The 24,961-nt window shown below is 70.1% G+C and carries 24 protein-coding genes and 1 tRNA gene; 7 read left to right on the forward strand and 18 right to left on the reverse strand.

Annotation, left to right across the window (positions count from 1 at the left end):
- The first annotated feature begins 10 nt into the window (after positions 1-10).
- Positions 11-676: a 4'-phosphopantetheinyl transferase superfamily protein gene (locus AB0J87_RS18345; protein ID WP_363966542.1), complete on the forward strand. Its 666-nt coding sequence runs from the start codon at positions 11-13 to the stop codon at positions 674-676.
- 12 nt (positions 677-688) lie between these two features.
- On the opposite strand, the gene fxsT is transcribed toward AB0J87_RS18345, so the two are convergent.
- Positions 689-3,244, reverse strand: a complete 2,556-nt coding sequence (gene fxsT / locus AB0J87_RS18350; protein ID WP_363966544.1) for an FxSxx-COOH system tetratricopeptide repeat protein — start codon at positions 3,242-3,244, stop codon at positions 689-691.
- A gap of 110 nt (positions 3,245-3,354) precedes the next feature.
- Here fxsT and AB0J87_RS18355 point away from each other — a divergent pair, with 110 nt between their 5' ends.
- The 5 genes from AB0J87_RS18355 (at position 3,355) to AB0J87_RS18375 (ending at position 8,731) form a co-directional block, all read left to right on the forward strand.
- Positions 3,355-3,522 carry a hypothetical protein gene (locus AB0J87_RS18355; protein WP_185078173.1) on the forward strand — a complete coding sequence of 56 codons (168 nt, stop codon included), beginning with the start codon at positions 3,355-3,357 and terminating at the stop codon, positions 3,520-3,522.
- A 122-nt stretch (positions 3,523-3,644) separates the two neighbouring features.
- On the forward strand, positions 3,645-4,556 hold the full coding sequence (locus AB0J87_RS18360) for an SIR2 family protein (RefSeq protein WP_363966546.1): 912 nt from the start codon (positions 3,645-3,647) through the stop codon (positions 4,554-4,556).
- A complete protein-coding gene (locus AB0J87_RS18365; protein WP_363966548.1) occupies positions 4,553-6,202 on the forward strand; it encodes a hypothetical protein in 1,650 nt (549 codons plus the stop codon). The genes AB0J87_RS18360 and AB0J87_RS18365 overlap by 4 nt, the downstream gene beginning before the upstream one ends.
- A 49-nt stretch (positions 6,203-6,251) precedes the next feature.
- Positions 6,252-7,448 carry an FxsB family cyclophane-forming radical SAM/SPASM peptide maturase gene (locus tag AB0J87_RS18370; protein ID WP_363966550.1) on the forward strand — a complete coding sequence of 399 codons (1,197 nt, stop codon included), beginning with the start codon at positions 6,252-6,254 and terminating at the stop codon, positions 7,446-7,448.
- Positions 7,445-8,731: an HEXXH motif domain-containing protein gene (locus AB0J87_RS18375; protein ID WP_363966552.1), complete on the forward strand. Its 1,287-nt coding sequence runs from the start codon at positions 7,445-7,447 to the stop codon at positions 8,729-8,731. The genes AB0J87_RS18370 and AB0J87_RS18375 overlap by 4 nt, the downstream gene beginning before the upstream one ends.
- A 41-nt stretch (positions 8,732-8,772) precedes the next feature.
- Here AB0J87_RS18375 and AB0J87_RS18380 read toward each other — a convergent pair whose 3' ends face one another.
- The 8 genes from AB0J87_RS18380 to nadD form a co-directional block, all read right to left on the reverse strand.
- On the reverse strand, positions 8,773-9,519 hold the full coding sequence (locus AB0J87_RS18380; protein WP_363966554.1) for a glycerophosphodiester phosphodiesterase family protein: 747 nt from the start codon (positions 9,517-9,519) through the stop codon (positions 8,773-8,775).
- 80 nt (positions 9,520-9,599) lie between these two features.
- The gene (locus tag AB0J87_RS18385; protein ID WP_363966556.1) at positions 9,600-9,896 is read right to left on the reverse strand and encodes an alpha/beta fold hydrolase; all 297 of its coding nucleotides are present in this window, start codon (positions 9,894-9,896) and stop codon (positions 9,600-9,602) included.
- A 214-nt stretch (positions 9,897-10,110) separates the two neighbouring features.
- A complete protein-coding gene (locus tag AB0J87_RS18390) occupies positions 10,111-10,539 on the reverse strand; it encodes a type II toxin-antitoxin system VapC family toxin (protein WP_363966558.1) in 429 nt (142 codons plus the stop codon).
- On the reverse strand, positions 10,536-10,787 hold the full coding sequence (locus AB0J87_RS18395) for a hypothetical protein (RefSeq protein WP_363966560.1): 252 nt from the start codon (positions 10,785-10,787) through the stop codon (positions 10,536-10,538). Before AB0J87_RS18395 ends, AB0J87_RS18390 begins: the two co-directional genes overlap by 4 nt.
- A gap of 191 nt (positions 10,788-10,978) precedes the next feature.
- Positions 10,979-11,051 (reverse strand) — tRNA-Ala (locus tag AB0J87_RS18400).
- A 113-nt stretch (positions 11,052-11,164) separates the two neighbouring features.
- Entirely contained in the window at positions 11,165-11,794 is a 630-nt protein-coding gene (locus AB0J87_RS18405) for a histidine phosphatase family protein (RefSeq protein ID WP_363966562.1), read from the reverse strand.
- A 34-nt stretch (positions 11,795-11,828) separates the two neighbouring features.
- Positions 11,829-12,224 carry a ribosome silencing factor gene (gene rsfS, locus AB0J87_RS18410; RefSeq protein WP_080046168.1) on the reverse strand — a complete coding sequence of 132 codons (396 nt, stop codon included), beginning with the start codon at positions 12,222-12,224 and terminating at the stop codon, positions 11,829-11,831.
- A 91-nt stretch (positions 12,225-12,315) separates the two neighbouring features.
- Positions 12,316-12,933 (reverse strand): nicotinate-nucleotide adenylyltransferase, encoded by a 618-nt coding sequence (gene nadD, locus AB0J87_RS18415; protein ID WP_192793669.1) that lies wholly within the window; start codon positions 12,931-12,933, stop codon positions 12,316-12,318.
- 96 nt (positions 12,934-13,029) lie between these two features.
- On the opposite strand from nadD, the gene AB0J87_RS18420 reads away from it, so the two are divergent.
- A complete protein-coding gene (locus AB0J87_RS18420; RefSeq protein WP_350740714.1) occupies positions 13,030-14,052 on the forward strand; it encodes a M48 family metallopeptidase in 1,023 nt (340 codons plus the stop codon).
- A 122-nt stretch (positions 14,053-14,174) separates the two neighbouring features.
- Here the strand turns inward: AB0J87_RS18420 and AB0J87_RS18425 are convergent, their stop codons facing one another.
- The 9 genes from AB0J87_RS18425 to AB0J87_RS18465 form a co-directional block, all read right to left on the reverse strand.
- Complete coding sequence (locus tag AB0J87_RS18425) at positions 14,175-15,878, reverse strand: protein kinase (RefSeq protein WP_363966565.1); 1,704 nt, start codon at positions 15,876-15,878, stop codon at positions 14,175-14,177.
- Positions 15,879-15,960: 82 nt separating this feature from the next.
- Positions 15,961-16,137 (reverse strand): hypothetical protein, encoded by a 177-nt coding sequence (locus AB0J87_RS18430; RefSeq protein WP_350740718.1) that lies wholly within the window; start codon positions 16,135-16,137, stop codon positions 15,961-15,963.
- Between the two features lie 50 nt (positions 16,138-16,187).
- Entirely contained in the window at positions 16,188-17,462 is a 1,275-nt protein-coding gene (locus tag AB0J87_RS18435; RefSeq protein WP_350740720.1) for a glutamate-5-semialdehyde dehydrogenase, read from the reverse strand.
- 54 nt (positions 17,463-17,516) lie between these two features.
- A complete protein-coding gene (gene proB / locus AB0J87_RS18440; RefSeq protein WP_319712644.1) occupies positions 17,517-18,644 on the reverse strand; it encodes a glutamate 5-kinase in 1,128 nt (375 codons plus the stop codon).
- Positions 18,645-18,837: 193 nt separating this feature from the next.
- Complete coding sequence (gene obgE / locus AB0J87_RS18445; protein WP_363966568.1) at positions 18,838-20,187, reverse strand: GTPase ObgE; 1,350 nt, start codon at positions 20,185-20,187, stop codon at positions 18,838-18,840.
- Between the two features lie 118 nt (positions 20,188-20,305).
- Entirely contained in the window at positions 20,306-20,563 is a 258-nt protein-coding gene (rpmA, locus tag AB0J87_RS18450; protein WP_012893687.1) for a 50S ribosomal protein L27, read from the reverse strand.
- A gap of 15 nt (positions 20,564-20,578) precedes the next feature.
- Positions 20,579-20,881 carry a 50S ribosomal protein L21 gene (rplU, locus tag AB0J87_RS18455; protein WP_043634375.1) on the reverse strand — a complete coding sequence of 101 codons (303 nt, stop codon included), beginning with the start codon at positions 20,879-20,881 and terminating at the stop codon, positions 20,579-20,581.
- 213 nt (positions 20,882-21,094) lie between these two features.
- Positions 21,095-24,004, reverse strand: a complete 2,910-nt coding sequence (locus AB0J87_RS18460; protein WP_363966571.1) for an Rne/Rng family ribonuclease — start codon at positions 24,002-24,004, stop codon at positions 21,095-21,097.
- Positions 24,005-24,148: 144 nt separating this feature from the next.
- Complete coding sequence (locus tag AB0J87_RS18465) at positions 24,149-24,901, reverse strand: TIGR03936 family radical SAM-associated protein (RefSeq protein ID WP_350740726.1); 753 nt, start codon at positions 24,899-24,901, stop codon at positions 24,149-24,151.
- Between the last annotated feature and the right edge of the window lie 60 nt (positions 24,902-24,961).

The following is a 24,961-nucleotide window of genomic DNA, read 5'->3' on the forward strand; positions in this document are numbered from 1 at the left end:
TGCGTTCACCATGCTCGATGAGATCCTGCCCTCGTGGGTCGCCACCGCCGAGCTCTTCGGCGACCCGCCGGACATCACGCTCTTCCCTGAGGAGGAAGCCCTCGTTTCGGACTCGGCGGACAAGAGGCGGCGCGAGTTCCGTACGTCCCGTCACTGCGCCCACCTGGCACTGCGGCGGCTCGGCGTGGCCCCCCGCCCCGTCCTCCGCGGCGACCGCGGCGCTCCCGCCTGGCCGCCCGGGGTCGTGGGCAGCATCACGCACTGCGCGGGCTACCGTGCGGCGGCGGTGGCGCGCGGCGCCCTGTCGATCGGCATCGACGCCGAACCCCACCTCCCGATGCCCCGCGGCGTCCTGGAACGAACCGCGACCCCCGCGGAAGCCGCCGCCCTGGACCTCCTGGACATCCCGGACCCGGGCCGACTGCTGTTCAGCGCCAAGGAAGCGATCTACAAGGCGTGGCACCCGCTGACGGGCCAGTGGCTCGGCTTCCTGGACGCCACGGTCACCTTCACCACCTCCCCATCCCCCTCACTGGACCCGCCGGCCGGGTTCGGGACCTTCACCGCCGAGATCGCGGTCCACGACCCGGGCTGGCCGACCCGCTTCGAGGGTCGCTGGCTGGTGAGCGGCGGCCTGATCGTGACGGCGATCGCGGTCCCCGCCCCCTCCGCCTAGCCCGGGCCCTGGCTAGAGGACGGGTGGGTCGAAGTCGAAGTCGAGGCGGTTGCCCTGGCGGGACACCAGCACGTCGGGATGGTTGGGGCCGAGCACCCGGTCGTAGCGATCCAGCACGTCCTCGCGCAGCGCCGCCGCCTCCTCCGTGGCCCCCGTGGCGAGCAGGTCGACGACGAGGTTGGCCCCGGCGGCCAGCGTCACCGGGTGGTCGTCGCCGAACAGGGCCCGCAGGTCCAGCAGGGTCTGCTCCCCGAGCACCCGCGCCTCCTCGTGCAGCCCCACCTCGGCCAGGTCGCTGGCGAGGTTGATGGCGCAGGTCAGGGAGAAGTAGTGCTTGCGCGTGAGCCGCCGGTCGAACCCGGCCAGCGCCGCCTCGTCGATCTCCCGGGCCTGCTCCTTGCTGCCGCTCACCCGCAGCAGCAGGGCGAAGTTGCTGTCGCAGCCGTACTTGAACGGGTGCTCGTCGCCGTACATGCTGGCGAACCTGGAGACGATGTCCCGCAGCAGCCGCAGCGAGTCGTCCACCTGGTCGGCCGCCCGCTGGGCGTTGGCCAGGCAGAGGGCGGCGGCCAGGGTGTCGGGGTGGTCGATGCTGGTGCCGCGTTTCTGCACCTCGAAGGTGCGGTCGGCGAGTTCGAGCGCCTCCTCGATGAGGCCCGCCCGGCGTTTGGCGATCGACAGGTCCTTGGCGCAGCGCAGCGTCCAGGGGTGCTCCTGGCCCAGCTCCTGGAGACCGAAGTCGTAGGCGTCCTGGCCGAGGTCGCAGGCCTCGCGGTAGCGGCCCTGGAGGCGTACGACGCGGGCGAGGTTGTTCATCGAGGAGAGCACGTTGGCGCGGCTCGCGCCCGACCCGGCCTGCCGCTGCAGCTTGAGCACGCGCGCGTGCAGGGACTGCGCCTCCTGGTAGTCGCCGAGCAGCAGGTGGTCGAGGGCGAGGTTGTTCATGGCGCGCAGGGTGCGGCGGTGCGAGCGGCCGAAGACCGCCTCGTGCCGGCTCAGCGATTCCTGGTCGTGCTCCCGCGCCTCCGCGAACTCGCCGCGGTTGCGCAGGTCGGCGCCGTGGCTGTTGGTGAGCAGCAGGGTCTCCTCGTCGCCCTCGCCGAGCACGCGCCGCATCCGTTCCATGAGGGCCTTGTTCAGCTCGAACGACTCGTCGATGCTGCCCAGCTCGCGGATGATGATCGCGTAGTGGCGCTGGGCGGTGAGCACGTGGCGGTCGTCCTCGCCGCCGTCCTCCCGCCAGGCCTCCAGGAACTCCTGCACCAGCTCGCGGGCCGACGCGAAGTCGCCCGAGGTGTAGACGTAGCGGATGATGTTGAGCGCGAACTTGCGGACGTTGGGGTCGCGGCTGCCTTTGACGTCGGCCGTGGTGATGTGGCCGAGGAGGTTGGCGTAGCGGGGCCAGGCCGTGGTGTCGTCCGGCTCGTAGTCGGCCACCGAGGCCGACAGCAGGAGGTGGACCTCGCGGCGGAAGGCGTCGGCCTCGTCGCCATCGAGCTCGTCGCGCAGCAGCGCCTGGACCAGCCGGTGCACCTGGACCGTACGGCTCTCCGAGTCGATCCGCACCAGGGCGTACCTGCCCAGCTCCCGGATGACCTGGCTGAGCTGGATCGGGTCGGCCAGCAGGCCGGCGATCTTGGATCCGGCCGCGTACTCCTCGGGCAGCTCGTCCAGCAGGTCGCGCGGGATCGGCTCGGGCCCGAAGAACGCGAAGCAGCGCAGCAGCTCGACCGCGTCGGGCAGCCTGGCCTTGAGCTGCGACACCGAGGTGGCCCAGGCCGCCGTCATCGACAGCGGGTAGTCGGACGGCTTGTTGGCGCCCAGGAGCCGGGTCGTCTGCCTCTTCAGCAGCCGCAGATATTCATCGGTCGACATCCCCGACTCGGCCTGCAGCGCGCCCGCCTGCTCCAGGGCCAGCGGCAGGTCGCCGAGGGCCTCGGCCAGCCGGTCGGCCTGCTCGTGGTCGATCGCCCGCCCCACCCGCTTGACCAGGAACGCGACGCTCTCTTCACGCTCGAACACGTCCACGGGAAGGGTGTCGACCACGCCCTGCCAGCTGTGGTTGCGGGAGGTGATCAGCACGTGGCCGGGGCCGCGCGGGACGATGTCGTTGATGTCCAGGGTCTCGGCGTTGTCGAAGATCAACAGCCAGTTCCGGTACGGGTCGCCGCGCCGCAGCGCGTCCAGCGCCGCCTCGGCCGCGTCCTCGACGCTGTGGGGACCGACCTTGAGATGCAACTCCCGGGCCAACCCGGCCAGCGACGACTTCACCAGCATCGTCTGCGCCGACGGCACCCACCACACCAGGTCATAGGCGTGCCTGAAGCGGTGGGCGTACTCGATCGCGAGCTGCGACTTGCCCACGCCGCCGAGTCCTTGCAGAGCGTGCGGCGCGGGTTGAGACTGGTCCTGTGCCTGGGGGAGGACGGCAGTGACCTTGGACTGGAGCCCCGTACGCAGCTTCTCGATGAGGTCGTCCCGACCCGTGAAGTTCTTGTTCCGCTGGGGGACTTTGCCCCATACGGACGGCGCATGGCCGGAATCGTGTTGCGAGTGCGAATTTGTCACGATATCGCCTCGAGTCGGCCGGTCGTCACGTCAGCTGAGACAAGCATAGACAGCATATTGAAGCCAGAGATAGATAGGATCCGCTAGATCCATCAGGTCCAGGGAGAGCGATGAACAAGGAAGCAGTGCAGGGGTACGGCGGTGGGCTCATTGATGTCAGCGGGCGCACCCTGGAGGAGCTCAAAGACATCGACGACTCCCGGTTGAAGGACGCCATAGACCGCCTTCTCGACGAGACCGGCGTGACGCCCGTGGCCAAATTCCAGTCTTCCATCTGAGTCAGCCCGCGGGTCGGCCGCCACGCCTGACCTGCGGGCCGGCACTTCCCCCACATTTAGGCCAGCCCAAAAACATTCACATATTTCCATCCGTCCCGGGTCATATACTCCTCAGCACAAGAATGGTCCTGCCGGTGGGGTGGCGCGTGAACGAAGCGGACTGGGTGCGATTGGTCAGACAGCTCCGCAGAGGCGACTGTACACCGCTTCTCGGGGCGGGCGCCTGCTATGGGCGACTTCCGACCGGCAAGGAGCTCAGCAAGCACTTCGCGAAGGAGTACGGCTTTCCGTTCGCCGACCACGGAAATCTCGCGCACGTGATGCAGTACGCGGCTCACGTGCATAACGATCCCACTGATCTCAAAGTGGAAGTCTGCGCATACCTGAAACAGCGCGCGGCGGGCGCCACCGACCCGCTCGACCCGCACACGGTGCTGGCCGAGTTCCCGATCAAGACTTTTCTCACCACCAACTACGACGACTTCATGCTCCAGGCTTTACAGCACTGCCGCAAAGGTCCGCGCACCCCTAATGTGTGCAGGTCGACGTGGTGGGAGCCGACGAAGCGGGCGGTCGTGCCCGACCCCGATCCCGACCATCCGCTGATCTATCATCTGCACGGGAACTGGGACGACCCCTCCTCCATCGTGCTGACCGAGAACGATTACGTGCAGTATCTCCTCAATCTGCGCGACGTCGACGACGCGAACGGCCGCCAGCTCCTCCCGATTCCCGAGCCGGTGCTCGACGCCATGACCTCGAGCCCGCTGCTCTTCCTCGGCTACAGCCTCCAGGACTGGAACTTCCGGGTGCTCTTTCACGGGCTGATCAAATCCATTCCCTCCACCCGGCAGCGCCGGCATATCAGCGTGCAACTCCTGCCGGAGCTGAACACGTCGCTGACCGACGCGGAGGATCTGGCCGGCGAATACCTGAAGAGCTATTACGCCGACCTGAAGATCTCGATCTACGTCGGCACCACGTCCGCGTTCTTCAAGGAACTGCTCGACTGGAATGCGAGGACGCCGCTATGACCGTGACCGATCCCGCCGGCCGGCCGTTCGTCGGGCTGCGCCCCTTCGGCCGTGCCGACAGCGACCTGTTCCACGGAAGGGAGCAGGAGTCGCGGGAGATCGCCACGCTCTGGCGGGCGGCCGGGCTGACTGTGCTCTACGGCGCCTCCGGCGTGGGCAAGACCTCGCTGCTCAACGCGGGCGTGCTGCCCAGGATCGATCCGGAGCGGGCCGACGTGCTGCCCGTCGCCAGGATCTCGCCGCACACCCCGCTCCCGATCGCGGGCGGCAACCCGTACGTCATGGCGCTGCTGTCGGCCTGGGCTCCGGACGCCTCGCCCGGCTCGCTGGCGGGCCTGACCATCACGCGCTTCCTGACCGAGCGCCCCGGGCGCGAGGACGAGTACGGCGACCCGCTGCCCGTCCTGGCCGCCATCGACCAGGCGGAGACCCTGTTCCACAGCGACCTGGCCCGCCAGCGCGACCGCAAGGAGCTCGTCGACCAGCTCGTACGGGCCATGCGCGACCACCCCAGCCTGCACCTCCTGCTGTCGCTCCGCGAGGAGTACCTGTTCCTCGTCCTGCCCTACGAGCGCCCGTTCGGCCAGGGCTCACGGGCCCGCTTCCACCTGCAGCCGCTCTCCCCCGAGGCGGCGAGGCAGGCGGTGGAGCGGCCGCTGGACCGCACGTCCAGGACCATCACGAGCGCCGCCACCCGGCTCCTGGTCGGCGAGCTGCGCTCGGCCACCGTCAAGGACGCGTGGGGCAACCCGTCCACCGTCGAGCTGGATCTGGTGGAGCCGGTCCAGCTCCAGGTGGTCTGCTCCGCGCTGTGGGACTCGCTGCCCGACGAGGTGACGGAGATCGGCGAGGAGCACGTGCGGGTGTACGCGGTGGTCGAGGAGTTCCTGTTCGACTTCTTCAAGCGCGCGGTCGGGGAGGTGGCGCGCGAGTTCGACGTCCCCGTGGGGGAGCTGCTGCTCTGGCTGCGCCGTACGTTCATCACCGACCACGGCACCCGCAACATCGCGTACGAGGGCATCGAGCAGACCATGGGCATGCCCAACGCCGTGGCCCGCGCCCTCGATGACCGGCACATCCTGCGCGGCGAGCACCGCATGGGCAGCCGCTGGTACGAGCTGGCCCACGACCGGCTCATCGGCCCGGTCTCGCACCGCGGCTCGCCCGCGACCTACCTGGAGGCGGCCCGCACGGCGCGGGCCCAGCGCAACTGGCCGCTCGCCGCCCGGCTCGCCGACGAGGCCAGGCACGCGGCCGAGCCCGACGACTCCTGGGTGCGGGCCGAGGTCGCCGAGATCCACGCCGACGCGGCGCTCGCGCAGGGCGACGTCAAGCAGGTACGCCGCTACTGCGAGGAGGCGGTGAGCCTGTACGCCGAGCGCGGGCGCTTCGACGGGGTCGCCCGCGCGCTCACCATCGACGGCCGCTGGCACCTGGCCCATGGGGATCTCACCCGGGCGATCGAGCAGATCAACGCGGCAGTGACCCTCGCACCGAACGACATATCCGCACAAATGGCACTAGCTGAGGCATTTCACCGGTCGGGCACTCCCCGAGCCGCCGCTGCCGTGGTTCACGGCATCTTTCCCCTGCTCACCGACGAGGCGCTCGAAAGGGCCAACGAGATGCTTCGACTATCAGAATGACGTCATATGCTGGGCACCTCGCAAGTCTCAATGTGGAGGCTGATCCGCGGTGTCAGAGTGGCCAGCGACATTGGACGTCGACGCGCTGCTGGTCCGCGGCTGGCGGCCGACGCCGTTCCGGCAGTTCATCCTGAAAGTACATAGCAGATGTGATTTGTCATGCACATATTGCTACATGTACGAAATGGCGGATCAAAGCTGGAGATTTCGCCCAAAACGTATGTCTCGGGAAACGGTCGAGGCCACCGCGGGCAGGATCGCCGAACACGCCAAGGCGCACGATCTCGACAGCGTCGACGTGATCCTGCACGGCGGTGAGCCGCTCCTGGCCGGCCACGACGACATCCGCGACCTCGTGGGCGTCGTCAGGTCCGCCGTGCCGGTCCGCGTGGACGTCAGCGTGCAGACCAACGCGACGCTCCTCGACACGCGCTTCCTGCGGCTCTTCGACGAGCTGGAGATCGGCGTCGGGGTGAGCCTCGACGGCGGGCAGGCCGACCACGACCGCTCCCGCCGCACCGCCGACGGCCGCGGCAGCTACCACCGGGTGGCCGCCGCGCTGGAGCTCCTCACGTCCGAGGACTTCCGGCACCTGTTCCACGGGCTGCTGTGCACGGTCGATCTCCGCAACGACCCCATGGGCACCTACACCGCCCTCCTGGGCTTCGACCCGCCGTTGATCGACTTCCTGCTCCCCCACGGCAACTGGTCCGAGCCGCCGCCCGGCAGGGTCCCCGGCTCGCCGGACACCCCGTACGCGACCTGGCTGGCGACCGTCTTCGACCAGTGGTACGCCACCCCGTCCCACGCCACGCGCGTCCGGCTGTTCGACGAGATCATCCACCTGCTCCTCGGCGGGGAGTCGGCCACCGAGCAGATCGGCCTCTCGCCCGCGGCCATGATCGTGATCGAGACCGACGGCGAGATCGAGCAGTCCGACCTGCTCAAGTCGGCGTTCGAGGGCGCCGGGAGCACCGGGCTGCACGTGGCCCGCGACTCCTTCGACGACCTCCTGCTCCTGCCCTTCACCGCCGCCCGCCAGATCGCCCGCCTCGACCCCGCGCCGGAGTGCGCCGCGTGCGAGGTGGGCATGATCTGCGGTGGCGGCCTGTTCGCCCACCGCTACAGAGCGGGCAACGGCTTCCACAACCCCTCGGTCTACTGCGCCGACCTGCTGAGCCTGATCAAGCACGTCGGCCGGACCGTGCAGGCCGACGTCCGTCGCCGTACTAAGGATCCCCGATGAACCTCACTGACCACCGGATCCCGGCGGACGCGTTCGACGCCCTCGCGAACGGCGGCGGAGGCGGCGGCGCCGTGCGGCGGCTCAAGGCCGCCCAATACAGCAAGCACCTGCTGCTCATCAGGGGTGTCCTGGACGTGGCCCGCGACCTGGGCCACACCTCCTGGGCGCGGACGCGCCGCGCCTACGACCTGCTCGCCACGCTCCAGACGAGCCATCCGGAGGCGGTCGGCAGGGTTCTGCAGCACCCGTCGGTCGGCGCCTGGGCCCGCCACGCCATCCGTTCCCGGCGCTCGCCGGAGCAGCTGGCCGCCCTCGCCGCGGCGGCGGCCATCCACGCCCGTACGACGTGTGAGGTGGACGTTCCGGTCTTCGCCGGCAGGGCCATGCTGCCGTCGCTGGGACAGGTCGCCTTCCCGGGCGGCGTGACCATGGCGACCGTGCACTGCTGGCCGGAGGGCGCGGAGGTGAGCGCGGGCGACCTGGTGGTCGAGATCCGCGACGACGCCCCCGGCTGGCAGCGGCTGCGCGCCCTCTCCGCCGAGTCCCGGGGCAGAAGCCTGAACGTGCTCATCGACGATCTGGACCCGCACCGGCTGCCGGGGGCGACCGACCTGCACGGGCGGCTCACGGACGCGGAGGCGGCCCGCTGGCAGCGAATCCTGGACGAATCCTGGCAGCTCCTGGTGAGCCACCACGAGCCGATCGCCGAGGAGGTGTCGGCCGGCATCACGGTCCTCACGCCGCTGACCACCCCCTCGACGGGCTCGTCCAGCGCCTCCTCGCGCGACGCCTACGGCTGCATCGCCCTCTCCGACCCGCCGGACCCCCGTACGCTGGCGGAGACCCTCACCCACGAGGCCCAGCACGCCAAGCTCTCGGCCCTGCTCGACATCGTGCCGCTGACCGCCCCCGACGACGGCTCCCGCTACTACGCGCCCTGGCGCGAGGACCCCAGACCCGCCGGCGGGCTGCTCCAGGGCGCGTACGCGTACCTGGGCGTGACGGACTTCTGGCGGCGGCAGCGGCAGCACGAGTCGGGCGAGGACGAGATCCGCGCGAGCGCCGAGTTCGCCCGCTGGCGGGCGGCGGCCCACCTGGTCACCCGCACCCTCCTGAGCAGCGGCCGGCTGACGGAGCACGGGGTGACCTTCGTGGACCGGATGGAGAGCCGGCTCGGCTCCTGGGCCGCCGAGCCGGTGCCCGCCGCGGCAACGGCCCTGGCCGAGGACGCCGCCGAACGCCACCGGGCCCGCTGGCAGGCCCGCAACGGCGCCCTCAACTGATCGGCCACCGGACGACGCCGAAGGCCGGACCCGTCACCGGGTCATTGGCACTTCCCCTTCAGCCACGCGTTGAACTGGGGCGTGTAGTCGGTGGCCACCCGCTTGGCGCCGCGATCGAGCGCCCCCTGCCACGCGCTCTCGTTCAGCGTCCACGAGGGGGGCGGCTCCTCCCACTTGGTGACCTCCGGCCAGATGGGCCCGCCGCTCAGCACCTTGGTCATGCCCGCGGCGCTCACCCGGCTCCTGAGCTCGGCGGCGATCTCGCTGTTGTGGGAGTACAGGATGATCTCCTGCGACTGGTAACGCTCCTTGACGGGGTCGAGCACCTCGGCCCAGGCCCGCGCCTTGATCGCGGCGTTGGAGCTGAGCAGCGACTGCCGGGCCTCCGGCTTGATCTCGACCAGCCCGATCATGCCGGCGCTCTTCATCTCGGCCAGCCACTCGCGGAAGGTGTAGACGGTCTCGCCCTCGAAGATGCCGCGGTTGATGGTCCGGCCTTTGAGCGCGGTGTCGCCCGCCGCCCACCAGATGTCGGTGATGTTCTTCTTCGTGCCCGTCAGGCCCCAGGTAGAGGTGTTGTGCCACATGACGGCCTTGGTGCCGTCCTTGGTGAGCTGCAGGTCGGCCTCGACGCCTGACGCCCCCCAGGACTGGTAGCGGCGGATGGCCGTGGGGTTGTTGGGCTGACGCACCTGGTCCCGCTCCCAGGCGTTGGCGCCCGTGGGGTAACCGCCGTGCCCGAAGATCAGCGGGCACGCGGGCAGTGCGGAGGACGGAGCGGTGAGCAACGAGGCAAGCGCTAAAGCGACGAGGGAGGCTGCCAAGGTTCATACCTTTCGATCATGTTTTCCCGCACACTACCGTTCGGTCAGGAAGGTCCGCAGGAGGCGGGTGCAGGCGTCGGGTCGACCGCCCGCGATGGCGTGACCCGCGTTCGCGACGGGCACCAGCGTGGCGTCGGGGAACGTGCGCCGGTACCCGTCCGCTGGCCGACGATGACGATCCGGTCCGCGCCTATGGTGCGGCGGATCGCCTCGAGGTCGGCGACGTGCCGGGCGACCGTGTATCCGGTCACGTCCGACAGCCGGGTGGAGCGGCCGGCGCCGAGCTGGTCGTAGGCGTACACGTCGAAACCGGCGGCGGCCAGGTGCCGCCGAGGGCCCACGCAGGTGCGAGGCGACGGCAGCTGGGGGCGGCGAAGGCGATCACCTTGCTCGCGGCCGGAAGGAGCCCTGGGACGTGCGGCGCCCAGAGCAGGATCTGCACGACGACCAGGACGCCCGGAAGCAGCATCTCCCGCCATCCCGGCGCCCACAGCGATCAAGCCGAAACAGCAAAAGCCCGGCTCCATCACGGAAGCCGGGCTTCTTTCATCGAGGCTAGCCCGTCGCGCCGTGAGGTCGTGTCACAGCGACCACGTTCACAAGCCGTTCCAGGCCGTCGAAGTCCTTGGGGTTCGCGGTGAACAACGGCAGCCCGTTACCGGCGGCCGTTGCAGCGATCATCAGGTCGGCGGTCCGGCTTCGTGGCTGTCGACCTTGCATGTACACGACGGCACAGATCTGCCCGAACACGCGGGCCGCCTCGGCGTCGTACGGCAGCGGATCACCGAACGCCGCCTCCGCATACTGGAGCACCGCGACCCTTCCCGCACGCTTGACCGGATCATCGGTGGCATACGGTCCACGCGACAGTTCGCCAAGCGTGACTGCGGTGATCGCCGACTCTGCGGGCAGTTCGGCGGGATCGAAGAGCTTGAAAGCAGCCACGATGTTCGTGTCGAGAACGCCTCGCTCATGCCGTGTCACAGGCCGGTCCCGTCGAGCGGATCGCGTAGCTCGTCATCGATCATCGTGTCCAGATCAGCCCGTACCTCGTCCCAGTCAACAGCCGGGGCGGTGGCGAACACGGCCTGCGCCTCAGCTGTGGGAACGAACCGGCGACGCTTGATCGGCTTCACTTCGGCGAGCGGCTCGCCGTTGAGCGTCAGAATGTACCGCTTTCCCTCACGCAGGCCGCGCGTGACGCCACCAGAGTCGTTGACGAACTGGCGCACGCTCACCTCGGTCGAACGAGGTATTGGAGCATCCATGGCTCAATCGTACCTCGGCGTACCACGCCATAGTACGACACCATGATCGTTTGCGGTGTCCGCTCCCAGCACGGGCATCATTGACCAGGCCTTGCCCCAAACGCGCAAAAAACGGCGATGCCCCGAAGGACACCGCCGCTGATCGAATCCGCTTGTGGAGCTATGGGGATTCGAACCCCAGACCTCCTCCATGCCATGGAGGCGCGCTACCAACTGCGCTATAGCCCCTGGTCACCGCTCCGAGTCCACCCGTTGCGGCGCTCCGAGAGCATATAGCCATCCGCGCCGATTCGCCTAATCGGAGCGCGCCGGTCGTACGGCCCCCGAGCCGTACGAACTCGCTATGCCTCGGCCTCCGGCCGGTCGTCGCTGCGGACGGGCTCAGGCAGCGTCCCGGCGTTGTGCTCCAGCAACCGCCATCCCCTGCGCCCCTCCTGCAACACCGACCACGAGCAGTTGCCCAGCCCGCCCAACGCCGGCCAGAGCTGCTCGGGCAGCCCGAGCAGCTCGCAGATCCCGAGCCGCAGCGCGGCCCCGTGGGAGGCCACGACCAGCAGGCCGTCGTCGTCGAGCTTGGCCGCCCAGCGCCGCATGGCGCCGGCCACTCTGGTGGCCACGTCGGCGACAGGCTCTCCACCCGGCGCCTCCCAGGCCACGTATTCCTCGGGCCAGCGCGACGCGATCTCGTCGCGCGTGAGCCCTTCCCATTCGCCGCCCCCGCGCTCGCGGAAGTCCTTGTCCACGCTCACGTCCAGCCCGACGACCCGCGCGAGCGCCAGCGCCGTGTCGTTGGCGCGCTGGAGATCGGACGAGACGACCAGGGTGGGCCGCAGGGAGGCCAGCAACGACGCCGCCCTGGCGGCCTGCGCGATGCCGGTCTCGTCGAGGGGGATGTCGGAGTGTCCCTGGAATCGCTGCTCGACGTTCCACAAGGTCTGCCCGTGCCGGAGGCAGACGATCCTCTTGCTCATGCGGAACGCTCGGACTCGAGATGGGGGAGCCCGCTCACGCGCGTGCCCGCTGGAGGTTGGCCTGCATGACGCTCTCCGGCAGCGAGATGGCCGGGCAGTCCTTCCACAGGCGCTCGAGCGCGTAGAACGTGCGGTCTTCCTCGTGCTGGACGTGCACGACGATGTCGATGTAGTCGAGCAGCACCCAGCGGCCCTCGCGCTCGCCCTCTCGGCGCACGGGCTTGGCGTCGGCCTCGGTGCGCAGCCGCTCCTCGATCTCGTCGACGATGGCGCGTACCTGGCGGTCGTTGGTGGCGGAGCAGAGCAGGAAGGCGTCGGTGATGACGAGCTGTTCGCTCACGTCGTATGCGAGGATGTCATCGGCCAGCTTGTCCGCCGCGGCCTCCGCGGCGATGCGCACGAGCTGGACGGATCTGTCGGATGCGGTCACGATGCGGGTCTGTCCTCCTGTGTCGGCAGCATGCCTATACGTTGAGGGTACCCTTCCGGGCCGAAACCCCTCACCTACGGCACGGAGGCCGTCATCCTTCCGCGTGATACAGCCCCCGTTTGTTGATGTACTGGACGATTCCGTCCGGCACCAGATACCAAATCGGCTCCCCCTTGGCGACACGTTGCCGGCACTCGGACGACGAGATGGCCAGTGCGGGAATTTCCAGCAACGTCACCCGCCCCTCCGGCAGCCCCGGATCGTGGAGCGTGTGCCCCGGACGGGTACAGCCGACGAAATGGGCCAGCTCGAACAGCTCGTCCGCGTTCTGCCAGTCCAGGATGGCGCCGAGGGCGTCCGCGCCGGTGATGAAATACAGCTCAACCCCAGGACCGTAAATTTCCGAAATATCACGCAAAGTATCGATGGTGAACGTGGGCCCCGGGCGATCAACGTCCACCCTGCTCACCGAGAACCGGGGATTGGACGCGGTCGCGATGACCGTCATCAGATAGCGGTCCTCCGCGGCCGACACCTCGCGCTCGGCCTTCTGGTACGGCCGCCCGGTCGGCACGAACACGACTTCGTCCAGGTCGAAGTGGTGGGCCACCTCGCTGGCGGCCACCAAGTGGCCATGGTGGATGGGATCGAACGTCCCACCCATCACTCCGACTCGCCGCTTCCCCTGCACGCCAGGCGCATTCATCATGAAACGGACCTTACGCGGACCTTGTACCACAACATGATGGGACCCCCCTTGGTGATGACCGCGCATCACACCCGTTGCGGACGTAGCATGCCGGGCATGACGACCACCCCGGACCGCAACCGCGTCCAACTGCCCGGCATCTCGTCCCGAGCCTACGAACACCCCGCAGACCGGTCCGCCCTGGTCGCTCTGCGTAAGTTGAGTGGGTTCGACACGGTTCTCAAGCAGATGTCCGGCCTCATCAGCGAGCGCCGGCTGCGCCTGATGTACCTGGCGTCTGCCGTACGCGTGAGCGAGACCCAGTTCCGCTCCATCTACGACATGGGCCGCGACGCCGCCTACACGCTCGACCTGCACCGGATCCCCGAGATCTACATCCAGCAGGATCCGCAGGTCCAGGCCAAGGCCATCGGCTTCGACGACCCGTTCATCGTCGTGACCACCGGCCTGCTCAACCTCATGAACGAGGAGGAGCAGCGCTTCGTCATCGGCCACGAGACCGCCCACATCCTGTCGGGACACGCGGTCTACCGGACGATGCTCGACATCCTCACCCGCCTCGCCACCCGCGTCGCCTGGATCCCGCTCGGCTACATCGGCCTGCGCGCGATCGTCGCGGGCCTGGAGGAGTGGTACCGCAAGTCGGAGCTGTCCTCCGACCGCGGCGGCCTGCTCGTCGGCCAGGACCCCGAGGCGGCCAAGAGGGCGCTGATGAAGCTCGCCGGCGGCGACTACACCCACGAGATGAACATCGAGGCGTTCCTGGAGCAGTACCAGGAATACGACACCGCGGGCGACCTTCGCGACGGCTTCCTCAAGGTGCTCAACCTGCTCGGCACGACCCACCCGTTCGCGGTGGTTCGCGTGGCCGAGCTGGACAAGTGGCAGCGTAGCGGCGAGTACGAGCGCATCCTGGGCGGGGACTACCCGCGCAGGGAGGACGACCCCAACGCACGAGTGACCGACGAGATCAAGGCCGCGGCCGAGTCCTACCGCGCGTCCTGGTCCCAGTCGCAGGACCCGTTCATCGGCGTCCTGCGCGACGTGGCCGAGGGCGCGGTCAACGCGGGCGAGCGCATCTTCAACCGCTTCTCGCGCCGCGACGGCGGCCAGGGCTGACCGGCCGCACCGCCGTACGCGGCCGATCAGCTTGATCGGCCGCGAAACCCACCGCGATCGGCGATGAGCGGCGGGTTCCGAACCCCGAGGGGCAGCTTCGGCCTGCCTTGGAGAGCGGCAGGTCAGAGCAGGAGAGCGATAGCGCGCACGGCGGCCGCGCACAGGGCGACGAACCCGCCCAGCACGGCCAGTGCGCGCAGCCCCTCCCTGCGCAGATCGGGCAGCCGATGCCCGATCCGCTCGATCTCGCGCCCGGCGAAACCACCGCACAGCATCCCGAACACCACGCCCGCCACCGTCACGGGCGCGGGCTGCTGCCACCAGTCGGAGTCGATCACTCCGCCGCCGGTCACCCAGAGCGCGCCGCCCGACGCCAGCGCGACCGGCACGCCCGGCCACACGCCGGCGGTGGCGGCCGCCCCGACCAGGGCGACCGGGAAGAGCAGCACGCGCAGCGCCACCCGCGTACGCCGCGAGCTGCGGTTTCTGACCAGCCAGTGGCTCATCCAGAGCGTCCTGGTCAGCACCACGAACACCGTGGTGATCGCGATGGAGGCGATGGGCCAGATCACCGAGGTCACCACGCACGGCACCGCGAGCACGGCCAGCATCAGCAGAGCGCCGTTGCCCGCGGGCAGCGTGGTGGTCGACTCTGCTCTGAGCCCGGCCTTCCTGCGCACCTGAGGCCGGCTCCGGACGGCCGCCGCCGCACGCTGGCGCGGCGCGGTCATCTTGGAGCGCGCGAGAGCGGACTTCCCGTCCGCCGCGCCCGTGCGCCCGCGCGGCGCGGGCACCTCCGTGCGGCTGCGGACCGCGGCGCCCTTCCCATCCGTGCCGGTACGGCTGCGCGCCGCGGCACCCTTGCCGTCGGCGCGGACCGGCGAGCCCTTCGTGTCGGGGTTCGCACGGGTACGCGGTGGGGGAACCTTACTGTCCGTGTTTGCCCGGCTCCGGGCGGATTTCTCCTCAGGGGTGGCGCGGCCTGTCTTGGCCTCCTCCGAGGACCCGGCGGCGGGCTCCGGCTCAGCCGCGCTGGTGGCTCTGGCCAGCCGCGACAGCCGATCGGCCAGCAACGCCGCCGTGGGGCGCTTGCCCGGTTCCCTGTTGAGCGCGGCGCGTACCAGCGGCAGCAGCTCCACGGGCACGCCCTTGAGGTCGGCCTGCCCGTTCAGCACCGCGTACATCTGCGCCTCGGCCGTCCCCCGCCCGAACGTCGGCCGCCCCGTCGCCGCGAACGCCACCGTCGCCGCCCAGGCGTGCACGTCGGCGGGCGAGTCGACCTGCTCGTCGGCGAAGATCTCCGGCGCGGTGTAGCCGGGCGTGCCGAGGAACGTGCCGGTCATGGTGAGCCGGGTCGCGTCGAGCACCTGCGCGATGCCGAAGTCGATGAGCACGGGCCCCTCGGAGCCCATGATGATGTTGCCCGGCTTGAGGTCCCGGTGCACGACCCCGGCCGCGTGAATGATCGCCAGGGCCGCGGCGATGCCCTGGGCCAGGTCCACGAGGTCGCCGACATCGAGTGCGCCGTTCTGGCGGACGCGGTCGAGGAGCGTGGCGCCCTCGATGTACTCCATGACCAGGTACGGGCGGGCACAGCTCAGGTCGGCGTCGAGCACCTTGGCCACGTACGGGCTCTCGACCCTGCGCAGCGCCCGGACCTCGCGCTCCAGCCGGACACGGGAGGTCTCATCCTCGGCCAGGTCGTGCAGGACCTTGAGAGCGACGCTCTCGCCCCGGCGGGTGGTCGCGAGGTAGACCTCGCCCATGCCGCCGCGACCGAGCCGCTCGACCAGGGTGTACGGCCCGATCTTGCCGAGCTTGCTCACCGTCTCTCCCCGCCCGGCCCGCCCATAAGGGACCTAACCTTAGCGCTGGGACCCCTGTCGGCGCTTGAGGCACGCCGAAGGATTATCGGCGAGTGTGGTCGGAGAGCATGCTGTCGAGCCGGGCCGTGGGCTCGTCCGACAGCTGCCTGCGCCCCTTCCTGCGCCAGTGGACGTGTCCGCGGCTCTCGAGCCAGAGCAGCAACCGGTCGGCGCCGAACAGCACGGCAGCCGAGAAGACGAGGGCGATGACAATCTCCATGCCTCTCAGTCAACCTGCGCTCCACGGCGCCGGTCAGGCCGACACGCCGATCAACCGGCCACCACCGTGCCCTCTGACGTGCGCAAATGCCCCTCACCGGTGTAGATCCACTTGGTGGAGGTGAGCTCGGGCAACCCCATCGGGCCGCGCGCGTGGAGCTTCTGCGTGGAGATGCCGATCTCCGCCCCGAACCCGAACTCCCCGCCGTCGGTGAACCTCGTCGAGGCGTTGACCGCCACGGCCGCCGAGTCGACCAGCGCCACGAACCTGCGCGCCGCCCGCTGCGACCTGGTGACGATGGCGTCGGTGTGGCCGGAGCCGTACTTCCTGATGTGGGCCACCGCCTCCTCCAGCGAGCCGACGACCGCGGCGGCGATGTCGAGCGAGAGGTATTCGGCGTAGAAGTCGTCCTCGGTGACGGGCACGACGCCTGAGCCGTGCCCGGCGATGCGCTCGTCCCCGTGCACGGTCACGCCCGCCTCGGCGAGCGCCGCCAGCGCCCGCGGCACGAACGCGTCGGCGACGTCCTCGTGGACGAGGAACGTCTCGGCCGCGTTGCACACCGACGGCCGCTGCGCCTTGGCGTTGACCAGGATCTGCACGGCCAGGTCGACGTCGGCCTCGGCGTCCACGTAGACGTGGCAGTTGCCGACGCCGGTCTCGATCACCGGCACCGTGGACTCCTCCACCACCGAGTTGATCAGCGAGGCGCCGCCGCGCGGGATCAGCACGTCGACCAGGCCGCGGGCGCGCATGAGCTCCTTGACCGAGTCGCGGGTCTGCCCCGGCACGAGCTGGACGGCTCCGGCGGGCACCTCGGTGCCCTCCAGCGCGTCCTGCATGACCTTCACCAGGGCCGTGTTGGAGGAGTAGGCGCTGGAGGAGCCCCTGAGCAGCACCGCGTTTCCGCTCTTGAGGCAGAGCGCGGCGGCGTCGACGGTGACGTTGGGGCGACCCTCGTAGATGATGCCGATGACGCCGAGCGGCACCCTGAGCTGGCGCAGCTCCAGCCCGTTGGGCAGGGTGGCGCCGCGGACGACCTCGCCGACCGGGTCGGGCAGGTCGGCCACCTGGCGCACGGCCTCGGCGATGGCGCCGACCCTGGCCTCGTCGAGCCGCAGCCGGTCGATCATCGCCTCGGACGTGCCCTGCGCCCTGGCCTGCTCGACGTCCTTGGCGTTGGCCTCGACGATCTCCGCCGCGTGCGCGACCAGGGCGTCGGCCACGGCACGCAGCGCCCGGTCCTTCGGCGCCCGCGGCAGCGGGGCCAGCTCGGCGGCGGCCTCTCGCGCCGCCTGGGCGACCTTCAAGAACTCTGTGCTCATGGCTACGCTCCGCTCCCTACGTTCCCAGCACGCTCGTCGCCCTAGGGATGGGGACTAGTTGTGAGCTTCCAGTATGACGATGTCGTCACGGTGGATCAGCTCACGCTCATATTCCGGACCGAGCGCGCTGGCCAGCTCCCTGGTGGAGCGGCCGAGCAGGCCCGGGATCTCGGTGGCGTCGAAGTTGACCAGCCCGCGAGCCACCACGAGCCCCTGAGGCCCGCACAGATCCACCGGATCGCCCGCCGCGAACTCACCCTCCACCGACGTCACCCCCGCGGGCAGCAGCGACTTGCGCCGCCCCACGATGGCCTCCACCGCCCCCTGGTCGAGGTGGAGGCGGCCGCGCCCGGTGGTGGCGTGCGCGAGCCACAGCAGCCGCGTGCCGGGATGGCGGCCCCCTGGGTGGAAGTAGGTGCCGACATCGGCTCCACCGAGCGCCTGGGCGGCGTGAGCGGCCGCCGTGAGGACCACGGGAACGCCCGCCCCCGTGGCGATCCTGGCGGCCTGCACCTTGGTCACCATGCCGCCGGTGCCCACCGCCGCGCCGTTCTTCCCGAGCTCGACGCCGACCAGGTCTTCCGGCCCGCGGATCTCCGACAGGCGCTGGGAGCCGCTGCGGCTGGGCGGGCCGTCGTACAGGGCGTCGACGTCCGACAGCAGGACGAGCGCGTCGGCGTGGATCAGGTGCGCCACCAGGGCCGCCAGCCGGTCGTTGTCGCCGAAGCGGATCTCGTCGGTGGCCACGGTGTCGTTCTCGTTGACGATGGGCACGATGCCCAGCTCCAGCAGGCGCGCGAGCGTGCGCTGGGCGTTGGCGTGGTGGGCGCGCCGCATCATGTCGTCGGCGGTCAGCAGCACCTGGCCCACGCGCAGGGAGTAGCGGGCGAAGGAGGAGGTGTAGCGGGCGACGAGCACACCCTGCCCGACGGACGCCGCCGCCTGCTGGGTGGCCAGGTCGCGTGGTCGCGCGGTCAGCCCGAGCGGGCCGAGGCCCGCCGCGATCGCCCCGGAGGAGACCAGGACGATCTGGGTCCCCGTACGGCGCCGCGCCGCCAGCACGTCCACAAGGGCGTCGACCCGATCGACGTCGATGGTGCCCTGGGGGGTGGTGAGCGAGGAGGAGCCGACCTTGACAACGACCTTCGACGCTGAGCTGATCTGTTCCCGCACGTCTGGCAGCCTATCCGAGCCCCGAGAGCCCTTCGCTCCCGGAGCCCGGCGGGATACGGCCCGAAGACCCGCCCGCCACCCGGGCGGCCCGGCGCATGACGACGGCCACCTCCACGCGCCGCAGTTCAGGGACGGTCGACGCCGGTCGGCCCGGCGCTCAGGTCATCGACGCCGAAGCCGTCCTGCGCCCGTGGCGCTTCTGTCAGAGGCGGTTGTCGGACCCTCGCGGGCCCTGCCGTACGGACTCGGCGCTGAGCGTGGGCTGCCAGTCGAAGACGTAGCCGCCCTCCATCGACCCGATGACCACCTCGGCGCCGGCGGTGGCGCCGGCCTTGGCCAGCTCCGCCTCCACGCCGAGCCGTTCGAGCCGGTCGGCGAGGTAGCCCACGGCCTCGTCATTGGTGAAGTCCGTCTGCCTGATCCACCGCTCCGGCTTCTCACCGGTGATCTGGAACAGGTTCTCGTTGACCCGCCGCACCCGGAACCCGGTCTCGCCGAGCTGCTTGGGCCTGATGACCAGCCTGGTGGGCTCCTCGACCGGCTTCTGGGCCCTGGCCGCGGCGACCCACTCGCCCATCGCGTACGTGAGCTCCCGCAGCCCGTCATGCGTGGCGGCGGAGATCGTGAACACCCGCAGCCCCCGCGCCTCGAACTCGGGCCTGACCAGCTCGGCCAGCTCCCGCGCGTCGGGCACGTCCGCCTTGTTCAGCACGACCAGCCGGGGCCGGTCCTCCAGCTTCCCGTACGCGTGCAGCTCCGACTCGATGACCTCGTAGTCCGTGATCGGGTCGCGTCCAGGCTCCATGGTGGCGCAGTCGATGACGTGCACGAGCATGTCGCACCGCTCGACGTGCCGCAGGAACTCGTGCCCGAGCCCCTTCCCCTGCGAGGCCCCGGGGATCAGACCGGGCACGTCGGCGACGGTGAACACGGTCTCCCCCGCGGTCACCACCCCCAGATTGGGGATCAAGGTCGTGAACGGATAGTCCGCGATCTTGGGCTTGGCCGCGCTCAGGGCGGCGATCAGCGAGGACTTGCCGGCGCTCGGGAACCCGACCAGCGCCACGTCCGCCACGCTCTTGAGCTCCAGCATGACGTCGAGCGCGTCCCCGGGCTCCCCGAGCAGCGCGAACCCGGGCGCCTTCCGCCTGGTCGTGGCGAGGGCGGCGTTACCCAGGCCGCCGTGCCCGCCCTCGGCGATGACGTACCGCGTGCCGACGCCCACGAGGTCGACCAGCACCTCACCCGTGGAGGCGTTCTTCACCACGGTGCCGTTGGGCACCGGCAGGATCACGTCCGGCCCGTTGGCCCCGTCCCGGTTGGAGCCCTGTCCCTGCTTGCCGTTCTCGGCCTTGCGGTGCGGCCGGCGGTGGTATTCGAGCAGCGTCGCCGTGTTGGGGTCGACCTCGAGGATGACGTCACCGCCCCGGCCGCCGTTGCCGCCGTCCGGGCCGCCGAGCGGCTTGAACTTCTCCCGGTGGATGGAGGCGCACCCGTTTCCCCCGTCACCGGCACCGATATGAAGGACCACCTGGTCCACAAAGTCCGGCACTCTGCACTCCTCCACACACCGCCCACCGGCGGAAGCCAGCCAAAAGCAAAGGGGCGGATCGACACCGCGATCCACCCCTTTGGCAAGAAAACCCAAGGTCTACGGAGAGGAAGAACCCCTACTCCGCGACGGGAACGATGCTCACGGCCCGACGGCCGCGCTTGACACCGAACTGCACGTGCCCGGCCGCCAGCGCGAACAGCGTGTCGTCGCCGCCACGCCCCACGTTGTCGCCGGGGTGGAAGTGGGTGCCACGCTGACGGACGATGATCTCGCCCGCGTTGACCAGCTGGCCGCCGAAGCGCTTGACGCCCAGGCGCTGAGCGTTGGAGTCACGACCGTTCCGGGTGGACGACGCGCCCTTCTTGTGTGCCATCTCTCAAACTCCCGTTCAGGCCTGCTCGATACCGGTGATCTTCACCTGGGTGTACCGCTGACGGTGACCCTGGCGCTTCTTGTAACCGGTCTTGTTCTTGTACTTGAGGATCCGGATCTTCGGGCCCTTGGTCTCGCCGAGGATCTCGGCGCTGACCGTGAACTTGCCCGCCTCCGTGGTCACATCGCCGTCGTTGACGACGAGCACCGTCGGCAGCGAAACCGAAGAGCCGACCTCGCCGGCGACCTTGTCCACCTCGAGGACGTCACCGACGGAGACCTTCTGCTGCCTGCCGCCGCAACGAACGATCGCGTACACCGCGGAACCCTTCTGACTCACTGTTGTCTCGTACATCAGCCGCCTCATCGAGAGGCGGCCGCCGAATGCTGCGCCTGTCATTCGGCCTGTCTCAAACCGACGAACCGAGTAAGCGCGCCAACAGGGCACGTCACCTGACGCACCGATACACCAGGGTACCGGATTAACGGTCCCCTAGGCGAACCGGACGGAACGTCGGAAGCCTGCCGAGAACTACTCGGCCGACTTGGCTCGGCGCGAGCGTCGCCGCCCTCTGCCGGAAGTCTGGCTGGCCTGGTCGTCCTCAGTCGGGACGTCTTCAAGCGCACCGGTCACCGTATCACGGCTCGAGGTGTCCTTGGCCGCGGAAACCTTGTCGGAGACCGCCTTCTCGATGGCCATCTTCCCCTGCGTGCCGCGCGGCTCGGGCTTGGGCTCGACCGGCTCCGTGGAGACGAGCAGGCCACGCCCGTTGCAGCACTCGCACGGCGTGGAGAAGGCCTCCAGCAGCCCCTGTCCGACCCGCTTACGCGTCATCTGGACCAGACCCAGCGAGGTGACCTCGGCCACCTGGTGCTTGGTCCTGTCGCGGGCCAGGCACTCCAGCAGCCGCCGCAGCACCAGGTCGCGGTTGGACTCCAGCACCATGTCGATGAAGTCGATCACGATGATGCCGCCGATGTCGCGCAGCCTGAGCTGGCGCACGATCTCCTCGGCCGCCTCGAGGTTGTTCCGGGTGACGGTCTCCTCGAGGTTGCCGCCCTGCCCGGTGAACTTGCCGGTGTTGACGTCGACGACGGTCATCGCCTCGGTACGGTCGATCACCAGCGAGCCGCCGCTGGGCAGCCAGACCTTGCGCTCGAGCGCCTTGCCGAGCTGCTCGTCGATCCGGTAGTGCTCGAACACGTCACCCTGGTCGCCGTCCCACCGCGCCAGGCGCTCTCCCAGGTGCGGCGCGACGTACTTGACGTAGTCGTCCACCGTGTCCCAGGCGTCGGCACCCTGCACGATCAGCGAGGTGAAGTCCTCGTTGAAGACGTCGCGCACAACCCGGATCGTGAGATCGGGCTCCGCGGACAGCAGCTCGGGCGGGCTGGCCGACTTGGCCTTCTTCTGGATGCTCTCCCACTGGGCGGACAGGCGGGCCACGTCACGCGCCAGCTCGTCCTCGGAGGCGCCCTCCGCGGCGGTACGCACGATCACGCCGGCGTTCTCCGGCATGACCTTCTTCAGGATGCTCTTGAGCCGCGTGCGCTCCTTGTCGGGCAGCTTGCGGCTGATGCCGGTCATCGACCCGTCCGGCACGTAGACGAGGTATCGCCCGGGCAGGCTGATCTGGGACGTGAGCCGGGCGCCCTTGTGTCCGATCGGGTCCTTGGTGACCTGTACGAGCACCGACTGGCCCGACTTCAGCGCCGCCTCGATGCGCTTGGGCTGGCCCTCCAGCCCGGCGGTGTCGAAGTTGACCTCACCGGCGTACAGGACGGCGTTGCGACCCTTGCCGATGTCCACGAACGCCGCCTCCATCGAGGGCAGCACGTTCTGGACCTTGCCGAGGTAGACGTTGCCGACGTAGGACTGGCTGGCCTCGCGGTTGACGTAGTGCTCGACGAGCACGCCGTCCTCCAGGACCGCGATCTGCGTACGGTCGCCCTGGCGGCGCACCACCATCATCCGGTCGACGGACTCGCGGCGGGCCAGGAACTCCGACTCCGTGATGATCGGCGGACGCCTGCGGCCCAGCTCGCGCCCCTCGCGGCGGCGCTGCTTCTTGGCCTCGAGGCGGGTGGAGCCGCGCACGCTCTGCACACCGTCGGTCGCGGTTTCCAGCCCGCTGCTGCGGCCCGCACGCGGCGCGCGGATGCGCACCACCGTGTTCGGCGGGTCGTCGCTGGCCGGCTCGGCTCCCTCCTCGGAGCCCCGGCGGCGACGGCGGCGGCGGCGACGCGAGGTCGAGGACTCCTCGTCGTGAGCGGCGCCCTCCTCGGCCTGCTCCTCCTCGGCCTCCTCGTCCTGCTCGTCGCCTTCCTCACCCTCGTCACGCTCGCGCGACTTGCCGCGGCCCCGGCCGCCCCGCCTGCGACGGCGGCGACGGCCCGCGCCCTCTTCCTCCTCCTGCTCGTCGGAGGTGTCGAGGTCGGCCTCGTCCTCTACCGCGGACTCGTCGACCGGCTCCTCGACCTCCTCGGGCTCGGGAGCGGGCTGCGGCGCCTCGGCCCGCCGGGTGACGGCGGGCTTGGCCTGGCTGGGGTCGGGTGCCTGGAACAGCGGCGCGAAGATGGCCGCCGGCCGCTGGAACGCGGTGCCGGGCTCGGCCGGCGTGCGCGCGGCGAACCCGAACGGGTCGGACAGCAGGCTCGCCCGTGCGGGCTCCTCGTCGAGGTCCTCGCCCGCGGGCTCGTCGTCGAGGGGCTCGTTGTCGGGCAGGCTCTCAAGGATGTCCTCATCCTCGGCAGCCGCCTGGACACCACCGGCACGCACAGCCTCGGCGGTCGCCTGGGCGCCACCGGCGGGCGCCGCCTCGGCGGTCGGCTCCGTCGTCGCGGCCTTGCCGGCCAGGCCCTCGCTCGCGGCGGCCTTCTCGGAGTCGGCCACCGCCCCCACAGCGCCTGCGACGGCCTCCTCGACGGGCTCTTCCACCTTCTTGCGCGTCCTGCGCCGCTTCACCGGCTCGGCGGCCTCAGCGGGCGGCTCCTCCACCACGGGGGCAGCCTCGGCTTCGGCCTCGGCGGCCTTCTTCGTCGTACGGCGCCGCGTCGTCGTGGCGGTGGACCGGGTCCGCGTGGTCCTCTTGGGCTTCTCCTCGGCGACGGCCTCGGCAACGGTCCCGGCCACGGCCGCCTCGACCGGGCTCTCCGGCGCGGTCGCCGCAGCGGCCTCCGGCTCGGGCGCGGCGGTGCGGATCTGAGGCGCGGGCTCTCCCGCCGCGCGCTGCGCGGCGGTGCTCTGCACCGGTTGTACGTCAGCCACCGACGGCGCGGTCTGCGCCGCCGCAGTGGTGACCGGAACGTGGGCAGGCTCCTCCGGCTCCGGCGGCGGACCCGCCGGGCGGCTGGCGGAGCGGCGACGTGGGGTCACCTCTGGCTGTTCAATTGTCTCCCCGTCAGGGCCAATGGCCCCGGCGTTGGGCTCGTTCTCGAGCATGCGGGCGCTCTCCCGTCAGCTCCCGGGCGCGTCGCCGCGCCGCGCAGGAGCCCTCGTGTCTCGTTGTCCGCCAACGCCCCCGAGGTGGGGGTGTCGGCGCCAAGTCCTGTCAGCGGTCGTGCCCCGCTCGCACGGGGCACCTCCTCAACCGGCGACGTGCTCACTCGCCGGTCCCGCCTCGCCGCCGCGCGTGGTGTCGCGGTCCAGGTCGAGCGGATCGGCAAGCGCACCAGTGCTGACGTCGAGCGGCCCCTGCGCCAGCCTGGTCACCTCGGGGGGAACCGGCGGCGCGAAGTCGGCCACAAGGCGCAGCCCTGTGAGCACATCGTCGGGTCGAACGGCAGGCGTCATGTGCCGAACAACCATGCGCAGTATGACACACGGCCCTCCGAGCACCTGAGCTGCAGTTCTGTCTGTTCCCTCGGACACCGTGAGCCCCAGGACGGCCTCCCGCGCGTCGAAGCGACGGGGGCCCTTCTTGGTGAGGCGTTCGACCTCCACAGCGCCTGCCGCGAGAAACTTCTCCGCCGCCACCTCGGCGAGCTCGCGATCGGCACCGGGCAGCCGCACCTCCCAGTCGGAGACCTCCAAGCGGTCAGCCAGCCCACCCGGGCCCGCTGTCACAACGTCGAGCACATCGAGCCCCGGCGGCAGCGACCCGTCCAGGTCCTGTCTCACCTGCTCGGGATCGCACGGCGTGGTGACACCGATCTCGAGATATTCGGCTTCGCTGGCGACGCCGGTCGGCGCCGCGCCCGCGTAGGAGATCTTCGGGTGGGGCGAGAAACCTGCGCTGTAGGCCACCGGTATGCCGGCACGGCGAACCGCTCTCTCAACGGCCCGCGAAATGTCGCGGTGGCTGGTGAAGCGCAGGCGGCCGCGCTTGGCGTAGCGCACGCGAAGGCGCTGCACCGTGGGCGCGGGCGGAGGCCCTTCGGGAACAGGTTTCAGAGCTTG

Source organism: Nonomuraea sp. NPDC049625 (assembly GCF_040675285.1).
In the GTDB taxonomy this organism is placed as follows: Bacteria; Actinomycetota; Actinomycetes; order Streptosporangiales; family Streptosporangiaceae; genus Nonomuraea; species Nonomuraea angiospora_A.